Source organism: Nocardia flavorosea NBRC 108225 (genome assembly GCF_001613385.1).
GTDB lineage: Bacteria > Actinomycetota > Actinomycetes > Mycobacteriales > Mycobacteriaceae > Nocardia > Nocardia flavorosea.
In genome coordinates this window covers 194,593-213,844 of sequence record NZ_BDCG01000009.1, presented here as the reverse complement: position 1 = coordinate 213,844, position 19,252 = coordinate 194,593, and the positions used below count along the sequence as shown (strand labels likewise).

Below are 19,252 nucleotides of genomic sequence, written 5' to 3'. Positions count from 1 at the left end.
CCACCCAGAACTTCCGCCTAGGAGATGACGACCTGTGCCACCGTCCCAGGGATCGGCGCATCAACTCCGCTGGCTCGCCCTTTTCGGCGTGCTGGTGGCCGCGATCTACGCGCTGGTGTTCTTCACCGGTGACAAATCACCGACGCCCAAACTCGGCATCGACCTACAGGGCGGTACCAGGGTCACGCTGACCGCCCGGACACCGGACGGAAACCGGCCCAGCCAGGACAGCCTGACCAAGGCCCAGGAGATCATCGAGAACCGGGTGAACGGCCTCGGTGTCTCCGGTTCCGAGGTCGTGATCGACGGCGACAACCTCGTCATCACCGTCCCGGGTGACGACAGTCAGCAGGCCCGCACGCTGGCGACAACCGCCAAGCTCTATATCCGCCCGGTACTCCAGGCGGTCCCGGCGCCCGGCAGCCCGCAGGCCCAGCAGATGCCCGGTCAGCCCACCGCGCCGGCCGTCCCCCAGGCTCCCGCGCCCGCCCCGGCCCCAGAGGTACCGCCGGCAGGCGACGGAGCCGGGGCGCCGGCCGAACCCGAGCAGCCGGCCCCGGAGACTCCCGCCGCCGCGGCGCCGGTGTCCGCCGAGGACCTCGAGGTCCGCCCGGCGCAGGCACCCGGGACGCCCGCACCCGAGCCGCCGCCGTCGACCGAGCCTGCCCCGGCGCCCGCTCCGGCACCGGGTGAACCTGCCCCGGCCGACGAATCGCTGAGCCCGCAGGAACAGGCCCAGCAGGAGATCGAGGCGGCCAAGACTCTGCGGCAGAGCGCCGACCCGACCATGCAGCAGCTGGCGATGTCCACGATGGACTGTTCCGTGGCCGACCCGCTGGCCGGTAACGACGACCCGAATCTGCCGCTGGTCACCTGTTCCACCGACGGCACCGAGGTTTTCCTGCTCGACAAGAGCCGGATCGACGGTCAGGAGATCGCCGACGCGACCTCCGGGTTCAATACCGAACAGTCCCGCCACGAGATCAATATGGAATTCAAGTCCGGTGGTAGTGACGCCTGGGCGGCGCTCACCGGCGAGTACGTCCAGCAGCGAGTCGCGTTCGTGCTGGACTCGCAGGTCGTCAGCGCTCCGGTCGTACAGCAGGGGCCGCAGCTCGGCGGCCGCACCCAGATTTCGGGTAATTTCACCGCCTCCTCCGCCCAGGACCTGGCGAACACCCTGAAGTACGGTTCGCTGCCGCTGTCGTTCGAAACCTCCGAGGCCGAGACGGTCTCGGCGACGCTCGGGCTCTCCTCGCTGCGCGCGGGCCTCATCGCCGGTGCGGTGGGTCTGGCGGTGGTACTGCTGTACTGCTTGGCCTACTACCGGATGCTGGGATTCTTGACGGCGTTATCGCTGGTCGGCTCCGGTTTCGCGGTCTATGGGATCATGGTGCTGCTCGGCCGGTGGATCGGGTTCACCCTGGACCTCGCCGGTATCGCCGGTCTGATCATCGGTATCGGGATGACCGCCGACTCGTTCGTCGTGTTCTTCGAACGCATCAAGGACGAGATACGCGAGGGCCGAAGTTTCCGGTCGGCGGTTCCGCGCGGCTGGCAGCGCGCCCGGAAAACCATTCTCTCCGGTAACGTCGTCAGTTTCATCGCCGCGGCCGTGCTCTACGTGCTGGCCGTCGGACAGGTGCGCGGCTTCGCCTTCACCCTCGGACTGACCACCATTCTCGATGTGGTGGTGGTGTTCCTGGTGACGGCTCCGCTGGTGCAGCTGGCCGCCCGTTCCACCTTCTGGGCCAAGCCCTCGGTGAACGGTCTCGGCGCGATGCAGCAGCTGGCCCGTGAGCGCAAGGCGGCCGAAACCGCGGTGGGGAAGGCGTGACGATGAACAGTTCCGTGACCATGGACAAGCCCGAACCCGCGCGCGCGAACGGTGCCCGGCACAGCTGGATGAACCGTCTGTACACCGGCACCGGTGTGCTGGATGTGGTCGGCAACCGCCGGCGCTGGTACATCATCACCGCGGTCATCGTGCTGATCTGCCTGCTGAGTATGGCGGTACGAGGATTCACCTTCGGTATCGATTTCGTCGGCGGATCCCGGATCCAGCTCCCGGCCGGTGGCGCCACCACCGAACAGGTCGAAACGGTGTTCTCCGACGCGCTCGGTTCCGAACCCGAATCGGTGCAGACCGTCGGCACCGGTGATACCGCCACCATCCTGATCCGCTCGGAAACGCTGAGCGCCGAAGATCTCAGCACGGTGCAAACCGCGTTGTTCGACGAGTTCCAACCCACCGACGACAGCGGGAACCCGAGCCGCAATGCCATCAGCGCCTCGGATGTCAGCGAGACCTGGGGCGGGCAGATCACCAGGCAGGCGCTGATCGCGCTCGTCGTGTTCCTGGTGCTCGTCAGCGCCTATATCGGGTTCCGGTACGAACGCGATATGGCGATCGCAGCTCTGGCTGCCCTCTTCTTCGATCTGGTGGTTACCGCGGGTATCTATTCGATGGTCGGGTTCGAGGTGACACCGGCCTCGGTGATCGGCCTGCTGACCATCCTGGGCTTCTCGCTCTACGATTCGGTTATCGTCTTCGACAAGGTCGAGGAGAACACCCGCGGTGTATTGCATACCAACCGGCGTACCTATGGTGAACAGGCCAACCTCGCGGTCAACCAGACCCTGATGCGGTCGATCAATACCACCGTGATCGGCGCTCTGCCGATCATCGGCCTCATGGTGATCGCGGTGTGGATGCTCGGCGTCGGTACTTTGCAGGATCTCGCGCTGGTGCAGTTGGTGGGCGTCGTGGTCGGTACTTACTCGTCCATCTTCTTCGCCACCCCGCTGCTGGTTTCGATCAAGGAACGATGGGGTCCGGTCGCCGCACACACCAACAAGGTGCACGCCCGGCGGGCCGGCCGGGTGCCGCAGGGTGCCGGGCCGGCGCCCCGCCCGCGCCACGCGGAACCGGGCGACCGCGACCCGCGGCCGGCGCGCGGTTCCGGTACCGCCGGGCCCGCGCCCGGCGCACGTCCCACGGGTAAACGACAGAGGCGGCACTGACAGACGAGGGGTACGGATGCGACTGCCATATCTGCGCCGGACGATCGCACTGCTCGCGGCGACCACCGCGGCCGCCGGGGTGGTGGCGGGATGTTCCGGTGAGGACCAGGTGCCCTCGATCGGATACGCCGTCGATACCGCGGTCACCAGCTACAACGGTGGTACGGCGGCGGGTGCCGCGTCGGCTCAGGCCGTCTTCGGCCGGGTGCTGACCGGGTTCTTCTACACCGGGCCCGACGGTCAGCCGGTCGCCGATACCGATACCGGGACCGCCAAAGAAGTGCCCGGTGAGGCGCAGACGATCCAGTATCGGCTGAATCCGCGGGGCGTCTATTCCGACGGCGTGCCCACATCCTGTGACGATCTCGTATTCACCTGGGCGGCCCGCAGCGGCCGGTTTCCGGGGTTCGAATCGGCGAGTACGGCCGGTTACGAGGATATCGAGCGGGTGGAATGCCAGCCGGGCTCCAAGGACGGCACCGTGGTGTTCCGGCCCGGGAAGCACTACCTGCCGTGGCGCACGCTGTTCGGGGCCGGTGAATTGATGCCCGCCCATGTGGCGGCGGAGGCGGCGGACGTTCCCGATATAGTTGCCGCCGTCCAGAACGACGACCGTCCCGCGCTGGACCGGCTGGCGCAGTTCTGGAACACCGGCTGGAATCTGGAGCCGGGTGATCTGGACATCACTCGTTTTCCCGCCTCCGGGCCGTACCGGATCGAATCGTACGGCCTCGAGGACGGCCTCGTCCTGGTCGCCAACGAACGCTGGTGGGGAGAGACACCGGCCACCGGCCGGATCGTCGTGTACCCCAAACCGGCCGATCTCGCCGGTCGGATCGAGGACGGTTCGGCGGCTGTGGTGGATATCGGCGCGGGGTCGCTGCCCGAGGTGAACCTGGACGCGTACACCGTTGCGCAATTACCCAGTCGCGGTATCGAACAACTCGTACTCAACACGGGCGGGGTATTCGAATCGACCGCCGCGCGTCGCGCGTTTGCCCTCTGCGTACCCCGCCAGGGGCTGTTCGACCAACTCGGCAGGGTCACCGAGGCGCCGGAGGCCGGACTGGGCTCCGGGCCATCGAATTCGCGTACGCTGCAACAGGATTCGCTGTACTATCCGGCGGCCACCGGCGCTGCCGGACCGTTCGCGGCCGGTGATGTCGAGGGCGCCCAGGCGGCGCTGGCCGACGCCGGTAAGGACGGGATGGTCGTCCGGATCGGCTACCTCGCCCCCGATGCCCGCAGGTCCCAGACGGTGTCGATGATCGCCGATGCGTGCAGAGCGGCCGGTATCACCGTAGAAGACGCGAGCACGCCCGATTTCACGCCGGCGCGGTTGCGGGAGGGGGCGGTGGATGCGGTACTCGGCGGGTCCGGGGGAGCGCAGGGGCCGGCGGGGTCACTCGACGGTATCGCCGCGATCGGCGGCCTGCGCAGCGGTAGCGGACTCAATATCGGGCAGTTCCGCAACGGCCGCTTCGATTCGATCACCGACCAGCTCGCCGCCGAGGACAACTCGACCACGCAGCTGAATCTGCTCACCGAGGCCGAGAACCTGCTGTGGGCACAGCTGCCCAGCGTCCCGCTGTTCGCGACCCCCCGCACGATCGCGTTCTCCGGTGGCCTGGACAACGGTATCGCGGGCCCCACTCGGGCCGGGTCCGGCTGGAACATGGACCAGTGGGTCCTACAGCGTTGATACCGAGTGTGGCCGAGGAGAGAGGTAACCCGATGAGTAAGCATGTGGCGGCCGGACCCGCCGAGGAAACCGGCGAACGCCACGGACCGGCCGCCGATCTCGTCCGGCGCCTCACCCGCTGGGCCGACGACTTCCCGGAGCCCGGGGTCCGCTTCGCCGACCTCACCCCGGTTTTCGCCGATCCCGACGGGTTCCGCTCCGTTGTCGACTGCCTGGCAGCGCTGGTTCCGGACGCGGATCTGGTCGCCGGGGTGGATGCTCGCGGGTTCCTGCTCGGGGCCGGGGTCGCGACCACGCTCGGCACCGGGGTACTCGCTGTCCGTAAACGCGGCAAATTGCCGCCTCCGGTGATCACCCGCGAGTATCAGCTGGAGTACGGGACGGCCGCGCTGGAGGTACCCGCCACCGGCGTCGAGCTGGCCGGCCGCCGGGTACTGCTGCTCGACGATGTGCTGGCGACCGGCGGCACCCTGGCAGCGGCCGCGGATCTGTTCACCAGCGCCGGCGCGCACGTCGTGGCCGCGGCGGTCGTGCTGGAACTCGAGGGGTTGGGCGGACGGGCCCGTCAGGGCGATTACCCGGTCACCTCCATCGTCACCGTCTGAGAGCGGTAACCCGCCTCCTGTGATTCCCGTCGAATCATGCTGGCGCCGGCCTGGGCGCGGGTGTAACCTCGTCGAGGTCTTGTTCCCGGGGATCGGAGTTGCCGTTGCTCTCATGAGGTAGTCGCTCGTGCGGCCCGCAGTACTGCGCGCCGCGTCCGTATCGATACCTCAGGGGCAGCCGTGGCCGATATTTCTCTTTCCGATCTCTGTTTTTCCTGGCCGGATGGAACTCCGGTATTCGACGGGCTCGACGCGGTGCTCGGGCCCGGCCATCTCGGGCTCGTCGGGTCCAACGGGGCCGGGAAATCCACTCTCCTGCGTTTACTGGCCGGTGAACTGCGCCCGGCGCGTGGATCGATCACCGTAACCGGTGGGCTCGGCTATTTGCGGCAGGACCTCGGTCTGGCCGTGGGCCGGCGAGTCGATACCGTGCTCGGTATCGCCGAGACGCGAAAAGCGCTGCACCGCATCGAAACCGGCTCCGGCGACGAGGCCGATTTCGATCTCGTCGGCACCCGGTGGGATATCGAGGAACGTGCGGTGGCGCTGTTCGGGCGGCTCGGGCTGGACTACCTCGCGGATTCGGTCGCGCAGCTGGATCGACGGCTGGAAACCCTCTCCGGCGGAGAGACCGTCCTGCTCGGCCTGGTGGCCGAACTGCTCCGGGAACCACAGGTCCTGCTGCTCGACGAGCCCACCAACAACCTCGATTCGTCGGCCCGTGCGCGGCTCTACGACGTGGTCGACCAGTTCACCGGCACCGTGCTGGTCGTCAGCCATGATCGGGAGCTGCTGGAGCGTATGGGCACCATCGCCGAACTACGCGGTGGCCGATTGCGGTTGTTCGGCGGCAACTACAGCGACTACGAGCAAATCGTCGAGCAGGAACAGGAAACCGCCCGGGCCGCGATCCGCGATGCGCGCAGCGATATGCGTAAACAGTCGCGGGAGCTGGTGGAGGCCCGGATCAAGCTCGACCGGCGGCAGCGATACGGGCAGAAGATGTACGAGAACAAACGTGAACCGAAGATCGTGATGGGTCAGCGTAAACGGCAGGCCGAAGTATCGGCGGGCAAACTGCGCAACAGTCATATCGAGAAGGTCCAAGAGGCGAAGGACCGGCTCGAGCAGGCCGAGGAATCGCTACGCGACGATCGCGAGATCCGGGTCGACCTCCCCGGTACGCGCCTGTATCCCGGTCAGCATGTGGTCGAGCTGGAGGCAGTGCGGCTGGCCAACGGCCCGGTGGTTTCGCTGACGGTCGACGGTCCGGAGCGAGTGGCGATCACCGGCCGCAACGGGGCCGGGAAAACCACTCTGCTGCGACGGCTCACCGCAGAGCCACCGCGGGTGCCCTGGCGGATGCTGCCACAGCGGCTCGATCTCTTCGACGAACGCCGCAGTGTCTTCGACAATGTCGCCGCCGGCGCCCCGCACGCCGAACCGGAGCGGATCCGCGCGCAGCTCGCCCGCTTCCTGTTCCGCGGTGCCGCCGCCGATGTGCCCGCCGCCGCGCTTTCCGGTGGTGAGCGGCTTCGCGCCGCGCTGGCGATGTTGTTGCTCGCGGATCCGGCGCCCAAACTGCTGATTCTCGACGAGCCGACCAATAACCTGGACCTGGTGAGTCTGCGGCACCTCACCCAGGCCCTGGCCGCCTTCCAGGGCGCGCTGCTCGTGGTGAGTCACGATCGGCGGTTCCTGGCCGATATCGGTATCACAAGGTGGGTCGAACTGACCCCGGACGGGCTCGGGTGAGGAACCCGAACCCACGCGTAGCGGGAAGGACGAGGTCGAATACGGTGTTGTATCGGGTGGGTCCGCGTATCGATAGGTGTCGATGGTGTTGCTCTGGGGTCTCCCGTACTGCTGTGGGGTCTAAAGTTGGTGGTCTGAAGCGTTGCGGTGCTACGCCGCGGCACGGAGAGGTGGTGGCATGACTCAGCATCTGGGCGAGGCGAATGTCGAGCAGACATCGGGGTCGCAGTCCAACGGTGCCGGGGCCGCCGCTTCGCCTGCCGGTGCGCGGACCGGTGCGGAAGCCGAGCCCGCCAGGCAGTCCGGCGCCGTCCCCAGTTCGGCCTCCCGGCGGGTGCGCGCTCGCCTGGCCCGGCGGATGACCGGCCAGCGCGGTATTCCCGCGGTGAAACCGGTGCTCGAACCCCTGGCCACGGTGCATCGGGAGCTGTACCCGAAGGCGAATCTCACCCAGTTGCAGCGCGCCTTCGATGTCGCCGATGAGCGCCATGCCACCCAGTTCCGCAAGTCCGGCGACCCGTACATCACCCATCCGCTGGCCGTCGCGAATATCCTCGCCGAACTGGGGATGGATACCACTACCCTGGTGGCGGCACTGCTGCACGACACCGTCGAGGACACCGGGTACACGCTGGAGCAGCTCATCGCGGAATTCGGTACCGAGGTGGCCCACCTGGTCGACGGTGTCACCAAGCTCGACAAGGTCAACCTGGGCGCGGCCGCGGAGGCCGAGACGATCCGCAAGATGATCATCGCCATGGCCCGCGATCCGCGGGTGCTGGTGATCAAGGTGGCCGATCGGCTGCACAATATGCGCACCATGCGGTTCCTGCCGCCGGAGAAACAGGCCAAGAAGGCCCGCGAAACCCTCGAGGTGATCGCGCCGCTGGCCCACCGGCTCGGTATGGCGACCGTGAAATGGGAACTCGAGGATCTCGCTTTCGCGATCCTGCACCCCAAGAAGTACGACGAGATCGTCCGGCTGGTCGCCGACCGGGCGCCGTCACGTGACACCTACCTGGCGAAGGTGCGCGCTGAAATCGTGAACACCCTCGCCGCGTCCCGGATACCCGCCACGGTCGAGGGCCGCCCCAAACACTACTGGTCGATCTATCAGAAGATGATCGTCAAGGGGAAGGATTTCGACGATATCCACGATCTGGTGGGTATCCGCATCCTGTGCGACGAGGTCCGTGACTGCTACGCCGCCGTCGGCGTGGTGCATTCGCTGTGGCAGCCCATGGCCGGCCGTTTCAAGGACTACATCGCCCAGCCCCGCTACGGGGTATACCAGTCGCTGCACACCACCGTCGTGGGCCCGGACGGCAAACCGCTCGAGGTACAGATCCGTACCCACGATATGCACCGCACCGCCGAATTCGGGATCGCCGCGCACTGGCGGTACAAGGAGACCAAGGGCCGCCACTCCGGCGACGCCGCCGAGGTCGACGATATGGCCTGGATGCGGCAGCTACTCGACTGGCAGCGCGAGGCCGCCGACCCGGCCGAGTTCCTGGAATCGCTGCGGTTCGACCTCAAGGCCCCGGAGATCTTCGTCTTCACTCCGAAAGGCGACGTGATCACGCTGCCGCAGAAGTCCACGCCGGTGGATTTCGCCTACGCGGTGCACACCGAGGTCGGGCACAAATGTATCGGCGCCCGGGTGAACGGCCGGTTGGTCGCGCTGGAACGGCAACTGGAGAACGGTGAGGTCGTGGAGGTCTTCACCTCCAAGGCGCCCAACGCCGGGCCCAGCCGCGATTGGCAGCAGTTCGTGGTCTCGCCGCGCGCCAAGGCCAAGATTCGCCAGTGGTTCGCCAAGGAGCGCCGGGAAGAGGCGCTGGAGAACGGCAAGGAGCAGATCAACAAAGAGGTCAAGCGGGTCGGCCTGCCGTTGCAGCGGCTGATGAACGTCGATGCGATGACCGCCGTGGCGCACGAACTGCACTACGGTGATATCTCCATGCTCTACACCGCGGTCGGCGAGCATCAGGTCTCTGCCCATCATGTGGTGCAGCGGCTCATGGCGCAGCTCGGCGGAATCGGCGATGTGGAAAACGAACTCGCCGAACGCTCCACCCCGTCCACCACCCCTCCGCGGCAGCGGCTCAGCGGCGACGCCGGCGTGCTGATCCCCGGCGCCGAGGGCACCGTGGCCAAGCTGGCGAAATGCTGTACTCCCGTGCCCGGCGACGAGATCCTGGGCTTCGTGACCCGCGGGGGTTCGGTGAGCGTGCACCGGGTGGACTGCACCAACGCCGGTTCGCTGCGGGAACAATCGGAACGCATCATCGACGTGGAGTGGGCGCCGTCCCCGCATTCGGTTTTCCTGGTGGCCATCCAGATCGAGGCGCTGGACCGTACCCGGTTGCTCTCCGATGTCACCAAGGTACTGGCCGACGAGAAGGTGAACATCCTGTCCGCGGCGGTGACCACGCACGGCGATCGGGTGGCGATCAGCAAGTTCACCTTCGAGATGGGTGATCCGAAGCATCTGGGCCATTTGCTCAATGTTGTCCGCAACGTCGAGGGTGTCTACGACGTCTACCGGGTGACCTCTGCTGTTTGAGTGTTTCGGGGTCTTGGCAGCCACCGCGGGCCCACCGGAATTTTGTAACATTCGGGGCGCAACGCGCCGCGGCGTATCCGGGTGGTGTCGGTGGGTCGCGTAAACTCTTCGCCCCCTCAGCGGTCATAGCCGGAATCTGTTACCGTTTACTGCGTTTCGTCGCGCTCGGTAACTGCGGTAAGAGTGATTGCGGGTCGCTATGGCTGTAAGCAGAAGTTTCTCGGGGATGCTGATCGCACTCACCGTCGCTGTGGCGACCGTGACGGCAGGGACCCTTACCGCTCCCGCATACGCTCAGCCGCCTGATCTCTCGGGCCCGTCGGCCTCCTCGCCCGAACTTCCGGTCAGTACCTGCCCGGCAATGTATGCCCTGGGAATCCAGGGCACCGGCGAATCATCGCCGGACGCCGCACCCACCACCGATACCGGCATGCTGTCCACGGTGTTCCGGCCGCTCATGGCCGCCGCGCCCGAGGAAGAGCTGGTCCAGCGCGCCTATGTGCCGTACGAATCCAGTTTCGGTGGGATAGACGGCGGTAGCGTCACCCCCTACTCGGAATCGGTGAGCGGCGGGCTGATCCGGTTGCGGACCATGGCGGTATCGGTCGCGCAGCGCTGCCCCGACACCCGGTTCGCGATCGTCGGCTATTCCCAGGGCGCCCATGTCGCTTCGGTATTCGCCCAGGAGATCGGGCAGGGCCAGGGACCGTTGCCCGACGACAAGATCGCGGCGGTGGCCCTGATCGGCGACCCCACCAGAACTCCCGGCGCCGCATTGTTTCCCGGCGCTCCGGGAAAGGCGAACCCGGATCCGGCGCCCGGTACCGAAGGCGCGGAAATCGCCGGGGTTGCCGCGCTGCCGCAGGCGCCCGCCACCGGTGGCGGAATCGCCCCGAACCGGGACGCCGCCGAAGATTTCGGCACGCTCACCGGACGGGTGGCCAGTTTCTGCGCCGCGGGCGATCTCGCCTGCGATGCACCCGAAGGCGCGCCGATCCTGAAGGCGGTCGCCAGTATCGTCGGACAGGCCAAGCTCAGTGGGGGTGACCCCATCGCCTCGCTCACCTCGGTGGCCCAGGCGCTCGCTTTCACCTCGATCAAAACCGCCACCAAGGTGGTCAACGAGGACGTTTCGGGTACCTCGCTGGCGAATCTGAACATCTCGCCGAAGAAATCGATCTCCGAACGGCTGGCCGATGCCGCCGATCCGCGAACCCCGCTGGATATTCCGGGCGCGATGCGAGCACTGCTCAAGGTCGGCATGATCGGCCTGAACGCAGTGGTCACCGTGGTGCGCACGGTTCTGAATCCCGCGGCGATCGCCGAACTGGCGACGGCCGGACTGGCGAACCCGCCGGCCGCGTTGCTGCTGTTGGGAACCAAGCTGCTGGGCGCCATTCCGCAACTCATCCCGCCGACGACCGGTATCCGGCTGGTGAGTCAGGCTTTCAACGCCGTCGTGGACAATATCCAGGACAACCACGCCCTGCTCGACACCACGACATGGGTACGTTATTGGGACACCATTCAGCGGCATCAGGCCTATGGCAACGCGTCGATTTCGGCGACCGGTGAAGCACCCACGAAGTTCATCGCCGACTGGTTCGCCGCTGCCGCGCGGGATCTCGCGAAAGCCTACGGCAGCGGTAGCGAACCGGTTGCCGACGAACCGTCGCCGCTCGGTAGCGCTCCCGGGGCCGCGTCGCCGCCGCCGGCCGGATTCTCAGGAACCGGGCCCGGCGCGTCGCCTGCGCCCGCTCCCTCCGGTACGGGACAATTCCCATTCGGGACAGGAGCCGGCGGCGCGTCCCCGGATCGGCCGTCGGCAGACCGGTCCGATACACCCCCGATAACCGAAAACGACTCGTTCTCCGTGAACTGATCGCCGAGAGGGATCGATGATGCGATATCACGTGCCCGGCGCCACGGGAATGGGGGAATGTTGAAGTCCTACAAAAAACTCGATCGATGGTACGGCCCGCTGGAACCCGAGGGGGACAGTGGCGCCGTGGACCACCCGGCCGGGCGGTCCGAACCGGAGGTCACCGCGGCCGCCGCCGCCGACGGCCCCGCCAGGTATCCCGACTACATCGCCGAGGCCGGTAGTGCGTCCGCCGCGCCGGACCCGGCACCCGCCGAACTCTCCGGCCGGCGCACCGAATTCACCGGCGGCTGGTCCGACTGGGTGGACGAGCCGGCCGGCGAGCGTGACGGTGACCTCTTGCGTCTGCCCTGGCCAGACGAGGAACTCGCCGAACCCGCCCGTATCGGCCGTGATCCCGGCCGGTTGCGCGATCTGCCCGGCGATGCCGCTGCCCGCCGCCGCCGGACGTTCGGCGTCCTGGTCGCCGCCGTCATCGTGCTCGCCATCGCCACAGCGGTCGTGGTGTACCTGCTGGCTCCGGGCGCGCCCCGGGCCGCCGGACCCGACGACGGGGCCGGATTGCGCTTCACCTCCGGCAGCGCGGGGACCGCGGCGAGCGCGCAATGCCCGGACGAACACGACGGCCCGGTGCTGCGCGGCGCGGGGCCGGGCGGAACGGATTCCGGGCCCGCCGCGATCCTGCGCTTCCAATATGCCTATTACGTCGAGCGTTCCGGTGCCGCTGCGCGTGCGGTGGTGGCGCCCGACGCCCCGGTGTCCTCCGGAGAGGTGATCCAGGCCGGGATCGACAGCGTCGAACCCGGAACCCGGCATTGCGTACGCATCGTGACCGTCGCCGACGGGCGTTACTCCGTCGAGGTCACCGAGTACCGGCCCGGTGGTGAACCGGCCACCTACAGCAGGCAGACGGTCACCACCGCGGCGATCGACGGCCGCACCCTCATCACGGGTATAACGGCCGGATAGAGGAGAGTGCAGGATGGGAGAGGATTGGAGCCGCTGGCTCGAGACCGCACCGGATTCCGAGGCGGCGGACGAGACGGGCGGAAACCGGAAGGCGTCGGTGGTCCGGCTGCGTGGTAACAGTGGCCGTACCCCGGGCGCGGCCCGGCCGATCCTGGTGGTCGGTGGTTGCGGTGGTGCCGGAACGACCACCACCGCGCTCGGTCTCGCGGGCGAACTGGGGCTTTCGGGCACGGCCACGGTGGCCGTGGACGCCACCCCGGCGGGCGGCGATCTGGCCCTGCGCGGAGCCGACGAGCATCTGCATCCCATCAGCCTGCAGCAGTGGTTGTACGGTCGCGGTGACGACGAACCGGCGCCGCTGAAGGACTGCATGTCGCGCGCGACCTCGGGGATCGGCCTGCTGTGGCGCGACGCGGCGCCGCTGCGCCGCCGGGCCAGCTACCTCACCGTGGCACGGGCGGTGGACAACGCCGGCTACACCGGAATCTTCGACGGTGGCAGCCCGATCGCCGGCCGCCAGCTGCGTCCCCTGCTCGACGACGCGGATATCGCCCTGGTGCTGGCCATTCCGGCGCGTGTCGATGCGGCGAACCGGCTGCGGGTGACCCTCGAATGGCTGGACGACGAATACGGCGATCAGTCCGAGCCGATGGGCGGAGGCATCGTCGGCGACACCACGATCGTGGTATCGCACCAGCATCCGGGCGTCGATTCGCGGGTCGCCGACCATCTGCGTGAGCATCTGTCCGGGTGGGTCCGCGATATCGTCGAGGTGCCCTACGATCCGCATCTGGCCCGCGGTGAGCTCGTCCGGCATATCGCCCTGGCCGACGAGACCCGGCAGACCTACGAGCGGTTACTTGCGGGGGTGGCATCATGACGGCCGCTATGAACCTTCCTCGCAGACCCGGCCGTACCGCCGCCGCCGGAGTGGTGCCCCCGCCGGAATCGCGCCGCGCCGCGATCTGGGACCGGCCCGTCCCGGGCGCCGGGCGCGCGCCGCTGGTCTGGCTGCTGGGGGTACACGGCGGCGCCGGTGCCAGCACCCTCGCACATATCCTGGCGCCCGCCGCGGATTCCGGGCGTCGCTGGCCCGGGGTTTTCGAACGGGAATCGCCGTTCGTGGTGCTGGTCGCCCGGGAGACCATCGCGGGGCTGACCCATGCCCACGACCTGTTGCGCCAGCACCATGCCGGGCTGGCCGGCCCCTGTGAAGTTCTCGGCCTGATCACCGTGGCGGCCCGTCCGGGCCGGATGGCGCCGGAGATCCGCCGGTATCGCGATGTGGTGGCCTCACTCGCCGGACAGGTCTGGCAGGTGCCGTGGTACGAGGAATGGACGCTGGTGGAACCGGAGAAGCTGCCGGTGTGGACCCCCGGTGCGGCAGTCGCCGCGCAGCGCCGCCGCCGGATCGACCCGCTCGACGAAGTTCCCCTGGATATCCGGGAACTCGGCTCGGAGATCGTCGCGGCCGCCCGTGCCGCCCTGGAAGAATCGGAGGCCGCCCCCGCGCGGGGCCGATCGAGATTCGTGGAGGAGTGATGCCGTGATGCCCGTCGAGCACATTTCCTGTTCCGTGCTCCCCGCGCTCGCGCGGACCCAATGTTGCACCTCAGCTATCGAGAAAGGCACCCGATGAGCACCGTACTTCTGGCGGTTCACCAGGTCTACGACACGGCCGTACTGGCGCAGATAGGTAATCCGACCCCGGAGGCGCCACCCGGGTCCGACAAGATCCTGCAGCTGGTCCGCTATCTCACGTGGTTCGTGCTGCTGTCCGGGATCTGCGGCATCGTCTACGCGGGCGGTAAGTTCGCGTGGGAGAAGTGGACCGGCGGCGGCCTGGAGTCTCCGAAGATGGTGGCGGGCGCGATGATCGGCGGCGTGGTGGCCACCAGCGCGGGCACCATCATGAACGCCGTCATCGGGACGTGAGGTAGAGATGGATCTGGTCGGGGTGGCCGGTGTACTGGCGTATAAGCAGATGCCGGCCGAGGTGCTGGAACCGTTGATGCAGCTGTTGAACTGGCTGCTGTGGTTCGTCCTCATGGGCTGTCTGGCGTGGTTGATCGTCTCGGCGGGCAAACTGTGGCTCACCTTCAAGGGCGATCTGGCGATGAACGACGCCTCGCACGGCGTGCTCATGAGTCTGCTGGGAGCGGCCGTCGCCAGTACCGCTTCCGGTATCGCCCTGGCGTTCCTGCCCGGATGAGCCGGAGCGAGGCGAGGGGAACGACCTGCGGATGAATTCGACCGAGACACCGGCCGCGACACGGTTCGGTGCGTTACGGGCTGCCGGATTGCTGTCGGTGGCGCTACTGGCCGGCGCCGTCGGCTGCGGGGGAGGTGACGCGGCGGCGCCGCCGGATCTGTCCGCGCCACCGACGAATGTGCGCTGGCAGCCTTTCCAGGGTGTGCCGCTGCCGCATACCGAGCAAGGCCCGGCAACGGAAACCGACGGTGCGGCAACGGGTTTCGATCATTCACCGACCGGCGCGGGGGTTGCGGCGATGGTGCATGCCGTGCGACTGTCGGTGGCCGATGACAGTCAATGGTCGAATATCGCTGCCCGGGAGGTGGTTCCGGGGCCGGCGAAGGACGAGTGGGCGGTGAACCGGGTGCAGGTGTCCATCAGCGGGCCCGCGGATCCGGTGTACGCGCCCCGGCTGCTCGGGTACCGGATCACCGAGTACAGCGATGAGCGGGCAGCTGTGGATGTGTACAGCGAGTATTCGGACAGTTCGAAAGCCGTGAATCATACGACGGTGGAGTGGTTCGCCCACGATTGGCGGTTACGACTGCCGGATCCGGAATCGACCGCGCGACCCATCGAGCCCATCGGCGAAATCCCGAGCGACACAGTGAAAGTAGAGGCACCGAAGTGAGCGGGAAGGAGACCTATCAGCGTGACCGAGTCTCCTTCGGTGTCGTGGCGTCCGCGGCGGTGCTGGCGCTGATCGTGGTCGTGGGTGTCGTCATGTGGACCGGCCGTGACGACGAGCCCGTGGCAGGACCCGCACCCGCGCCGGCGGTGGGTGAGGGCTTCGCCGATCCCGAGATAGACGTTTTCAACCGCCGCGTGGATATTCCGAACAATCCCGCGGGGCAGGTGCTGCCGCAGGATCCGTCGCCGCAGCGCAATCCCTCGGATCCGGATTGGCTCACGGCGGCCCCGGCGGGCACCACCGCGCCACGCGGCTGGCAGCGCGTGTACGGCGCCTCGGTGCCGTTCTCCACCTCCGACGGCCCACAGCGGATCGAAGACGGTCTGGCAGTGGGGTATTCGCATACACCGCAGGGCGCCGCGCTGGCTGCCGCGCAGATCACCTATCGGCTCAACGCCCGGCCCGCCCACCGCGACCTGTATGTGCGGCAGGTGCGGGTTTCGGCACAGCAGATCGCGGCCTACGACAAGGCCCTGGAAGCGGATGCGCTGCCCGAGCAGCAACCCGAATCGGTCACCCGGTATCTGGTGGCCTCCGATGCGTTCAAGATCGACGACTACGCCGACGATATGGCGATAGTGCGGCTGGCGCTGCGCGCTCCGGCGCTGGACGGGAAACCGGTGTGGGTGACCATGCGGCTGATCATGGTGTGGGATGCGGGTGATTGGCGGTTGAAGCCCACAACCTCGCCTAACACACAGACCGAGTATGTCGAATCGCTGGAGGGGTGGACTCGATGGTGATTCCGTTGTTGGGACGGAAAATGGAAGCTCAGGTAGTGCGCGAGGACAGCGGCTCCGGCGATCGGCGCCCCGACCCGGCCGTCTCCCGGCGGGTATCGCTGGCCAGACGATTCGTCACCATTTTCGCGGTGATCTTCACCGTGATGGTCACGACTCCGGCCGTGGCCAACAGTCAGCCCTACGGCTGGGACCAGACCTGCAACGAGATACACGATGCGCTCGACGATCTCGGTATTCCGGGGATCTCGCTGGGCGATGCCGCTGCGGCGGTCTGCAAGGCGGGTAACGCGGCGGCCCATCCGGGCGAGGCCGCGACCGCGGTCAAGGACAAGGCGTGGGATTCCACCTTCGGCAAGGTGGTCGATTCGCTGATGAACGGCCTCGGTGAGGCCATCATCCTGGCGCTGACCTTCTGGATGAAGGTGCCCAACGAGGTGGCCAGCGATTCGGGCACCTTGTTCACCAAGATCAACGACTACACGTATCAGGTGCAGATACTGCTGTTGATCGCCTCGATCATCATCACCGGTCTACGCCTGGCCGAAGCCCGACGCGGTGCCGCTATGAACGAGGCGGCCGAATCGTTCCGGATGTTCACCAGAGTGGTGTTCAGTTCCTGGATGCTCGGTGCGGTCGTCGTCGCCGGTACCGTGGCCTCGGACCGGTTCGCCGAGTGGATAATCCAGGATTCGACCGACGGCAACGCCCGCAACATGGCCGAGCTCATGGTGAAAACCAGTAAGTTACAAGCTTTCTCGCCGGGGCTGGTGCTGATCATCGCCATCGTCGGCCTGCTCGGGGCGCTGGCGCAGATCGTTCTCGCCATCGTGCGCCAGGGGTTGCTGGTGATCGCAGCCGGGGTGCTGCCGCTGGCGGCCGCGGCGTCCGGAATGAATACGGGTAAACAGTCGTATCAGAAACTGGTCGGCTGGATCATCGCCTTCATGCTGTGGAAACCCGTGGCCGCGATCGTGTACATGATCGCGTTCACCACCGCGGGCCACGTCGACGAGATGACCCCGGCCGGTGGCCTGCCCGAAGCGGAGGAAGCCCAGCGCATGCTGGTCGCCATCGTGCTGCTGTGCAGTGTCGCATTCGTTCTGCCGGCGCTGATGCGCCTGGTCACGCCGGCGGTGGCGATCGTCGGTAGCGGCGGATCGGGTCTGACCGCGACCGGCGGCACCCTGCTCGCCGCCGCGGGCCTCGGTGCCATGGGCACCAAGGCGGTGGGTACCAAGGGCGCGGCCGCCCCGGGTCGAGCCGGATACGTCGGCGGCGCGGCCGGTCCTCCGCCGCCCGGCGGCGGACGCGGCGGCGGTGCCCCGCGGCCGGCGCCCCCGCCCAGCGGCGGCGGTGGCGGCGGTGCCCCGGCACCACAGGCGCAACGGTCGGGTGAACCGCCTCGCGGCGGCGGTGTACCGTCCGGTTCGTCCCGCGTTGCCAGCGGAATCGGCGCCGCCCGATCCGCGACCGCCGGGATGACCCGCGCCGATCAAGCCATGGGCGATGTCGCGGGTGACCGCTGGACCAACCGTTCCCCCGACCTCGGTAGGAGCACCATCCCGCGATGACGAGTACCGAAACCTACGAACGCCGCTCCTACGGGTTGTGGCAGAAACCGCGCAGCGCCGGCCTTTTCGGCTTGCGGTGGGAAGAGACCGTGCTCGGCTTCGTGGTGGTCATCACCGCGCTGGTCGTCGCCATGGTCGGCGGTTTCCAATGGGGCGCCATCGTGGGCGGGACCGGTGTGGTTATCATGGCGCCCCTGGTCATGCGGCACGGTGGGCGCTCGGGCTACGAGACGGGATTGATGATGTTCCACTGGATGCGTTCACGCAGCCGCGGCGAGCACGTGTACCGCGGCGGCCGGTTCTCCCGGGTACCAGGCGGTTTCACCCGCCTGCCCGGTCTGCTCGCCCCGTCGAAACTCTACGAGGGTATCGACGCCGGCGGTTACAGCTTCGGAATGATCCACCTACCCCAGTTCGCGCAGTACACAGTGGTGCTGCGCGCGTGGCCGCAAGGTCACGAAGCGGTGGACCAGCCGGTGATCGACCGCTGGGTGTCGGCCTGGGGCACCTTCCTGGCGTCGGTCGGCCAGACCAGCGATATCGTCGCCGTCGTCCCGGTGATCGATACCGTGCCGGAGACCGGGAACCGGCTGCTCACCGAGGTTTCCACGATCACCCGGCCGGAATCGCCCGACCTCGCCCAGCAGGTGATGTACGAACTGGCCACCGAACTCCCGCAGGAACGGGTGCAACTGCTGCCGCGAGTCGCGATCACCTTCAAGGCGACCACCGCGGAACGACGGAAGAACCCGGCCGAGGAAGCGGTCGAGATCGGCCGCCGGCTTCCCGGTATCTGCTCCGCGCTCGCCGAAGCCGGGGTGCGCGCCCAGCCGATGTCGGCCGAGGAGGTCATCGGTTTCATCCGGCGCAGCTACGATCCGGCCTCGCAGGCCGATCTCGAGGTCGCCGCCGGGGAACCCGAAGGCCACGGCCTGGACTGGGCGGATGCGGGCCCGGTATCGCACGACGAGAAGTGGGATCACCTGATCCACGACGGCGGCCGCTCGGTCACCTGGGAGATGGATACCGCGCCCGAGGGGGCCGTGGACGAACGAGTTCTGCAGCGCCTGCTCGCGCCGAACCCGGAGGTGCCGCGCAAGCGGATCGCCATCGTGTACAGGCCGCATTCGGCCGCCGACGCCGCCGAGATCGTGGACGACGATTTCAAGAACGCCCTGGTCGCGCAGCAGAGCGAACGTGGTGTGGTGTCTGCCTCGGCGACCCTGCGGGTCGGCGCGACCCAGCAGGCCCGCGAGGAACAGGCCCGCGGGCACGGCGTCACCCGGTTCGGTGCGCTTGTCACCATCACCGAACCCATGCGCGGCGATCTGCCGCGGATCGAAGCCATCACCCGCGACCTGTCGACCCAGGCCCGGTTGAAGATCCGCCGGTGCTACCGCTACCAGGCCGCGGCCTTCGCGGCATCGCTCGGCTGCGGGGTGATCTTGCCCGAGCACGCGACCATTCCGAAAGCATTGGCAGGGTGA

The 19,252-nt window shown here is 67.7% G+C and carries 16 protein-coding genes; all 16 read left to right on the top strand.

Annotated elements, in window-relative coordinates:
• Positions 1-34: 34 nt before the first annotated feature.
• Entirely contained in the window at positions 35-1,837 is a 1,803-nt protein-coding gene (gene secD / locus NFL01S_RS11165; RefSeq protein ID WP_062974127.1) for a protein translocase subunit SecD, read from the top strand.
• Positions 1,838-1,839: 2 nt separating this feature from the next.
• Entirely contained in the window at positions 1,840-3,024 is a 1,185-nt protein-coding gene (gene secF, locus NFL01S_RS11160; RefSeq protein ID WP_062974125.1) for a protein translocase subunit SecF, read from the top strand.
• Positions 3,025-3,040: 16 nt separating this feature from the next.
• A complete protein-coding gene (locus NFL01S_RS11155) occupies positions 3,041-4,726 on the top strand; it encodes an ABC transporter substrate-binding protein (RefSeq protein ID WP_062974123.1) in 1,686 nt (561 codons plus the stop codon).
• A gap of 32 nt (positions 4,727-4,758) precedes the next feature.
• Positions 4,759-5,331, top strand: a complete 573-nt coding sequence (locus NFL01S_RS11150) for an adenine phosphoribosyltransferase (RefSeq protein WP_062974121.1) — start codon at positions 4,759-4,761, stop codon at positions 5,329-5,331.
• Between the two features lie 180 nt (positions 5,332-5,511).
• Positions 5,512-7,086 carry an ABC-F family ATP-binding cassette domain-containing protein gene (locus tag NFL01S_RS11145; RefSeq protein WP_157116452.1) on the top strand — a complete coding sequence of 525 codons (1,575 nt, stop codon included), beginning with the start codon at positions 5,512-5,514 and terminating at the stop codon, positions 7,084-7,086.
• A gap of 178 nt (positions 7,087-7,264) precedes the next feature.
• Positions 7,265-9,655: a RelA/SpoT family protein gene (locus NFL01S_RS11140; protein ID WP_062974117.1), complete on the top strand. Its 2,391-nt coding sequence runs from the start codon at positions 7,265-7,267 to the stop codon at positions 9,653-9,655.
• 199 nt (positions 9,656-9,854) lie between these two features.
• On the top strand, positions 9,855-11,537 hold the full coding sequence (locus tag NFL01S_RS11135) for a cutinase family protein (RefSeq protein WP_245670616.1): 1,683 nt from the start codon (positions 9,855-9,857) through the stop codon (positions 11,535-11,537).
• A gap of 57 nt (positions 11,538-11,594) precedes the next feature.
• Positions 11,595-12,506 (top strand): DUF8176 domain-containing protein, encoded by a 912-nt coding sequence (locus NFL01S_RS11130; protein ID WP_062974115.1) that lies wholly within the window; start codon positions 11,595-11,597, stop codon positions 12,504-12,506.
• A 13-nt stretch (positions 12,507-12,519) separates the two neighbouring features.
• Entirely contained in the window at positions 12,520-13,386 is an 867-nt protein-coding gene (locus NFL01S_RS11125) for a MinD/ParA family ATP-binding protein (protein WP_062974113.1), read from the top strand.
• Positions 13,383-14,048, top strand: a complete 666-nt coding sequence (locus tag NFL01S_RS11120; protein WP_062974111.1) for a DUF6668 family protein — start codon at positions 13,383-13,385, stop codon at positions 14,046-14,048. Before NFL01S_RS11125 ends, NFL01S_RS11120 begins: the two co-directional genes overlap by 4 nt.
• A gap of 93 nt (positions 14,049-14,141) precedes the next feature.
• Positions 14,142-14,441, top strand: coding sequence for a hypothetical protein (locus NFL01S_RS11115; RefSeq protein WP_033241574.1), 300 nt, complete (start codon positions 14,142-14,144; stop codon positions 14,439-14,441).
• 7 nt (positions 14,442-14,448) lie between these two features.
• A complete protein-coding gene (locus tag NFL01S_RS11110) occupies positions 14,449-14,718 on the top strand; it encodes a hypothetical protein (protein WP_062974109.1) in 270 nt (89 codons plus the stop codon).
• Positions 14,719-14,749: 31 nt separating this feature from the next.
• A complete protein-coding gene (locus NFL01S_RS11105; protein WP_245670614.1) occupies positions 14,750-15,391 on the top strand; it encodes a DUF8175 domain-containg protein in 642 nt (213 codons plus the stop codon).
• A complete protein-coding gene (locus NFL01S_RS11100) occupies positions 15,388-16,194 on the top strand; it encodes a DUF8175 domain-containg protein (protein WP_062974107.1) in 807 nt (268 codons plus the stop codon). The genes NFL01S_RS11105 and NFL01S_RS11100 overlap by 4 nt, the downstream gene beginning before the upstream one ends.
• Positions 16,188-17,765, top strand: a complete 1,578-nt coding sequence (locus tag NFL01S_RS11095) for a conjugal transfer protein TraG N-terminal domain-containing protein (RefSeq protein ID WP_245670612.1) — start codon at positions 16,188-16,190, stop codon at positions 17,763-17,765. The genes NFL01S_RS11100 and NFL01S_RS11095 overlap by 7 nt, the downstream gene beginning before the upstream one ends.
• Positions 17,762-19,252: an SCO6880 family protein gene (locus tag NFL01S_RS11090; protein WP_033241577.1), complete on the top strand. Its 1,491-nt coding sequence runs from the start codon at positions 17,762-17,764 to the stop codon at positions 19,250-19,252. Before NFL01S_RS11095 ends, NFL01S_RS11090 begins: the two co-directional genes overlap by 4 nt.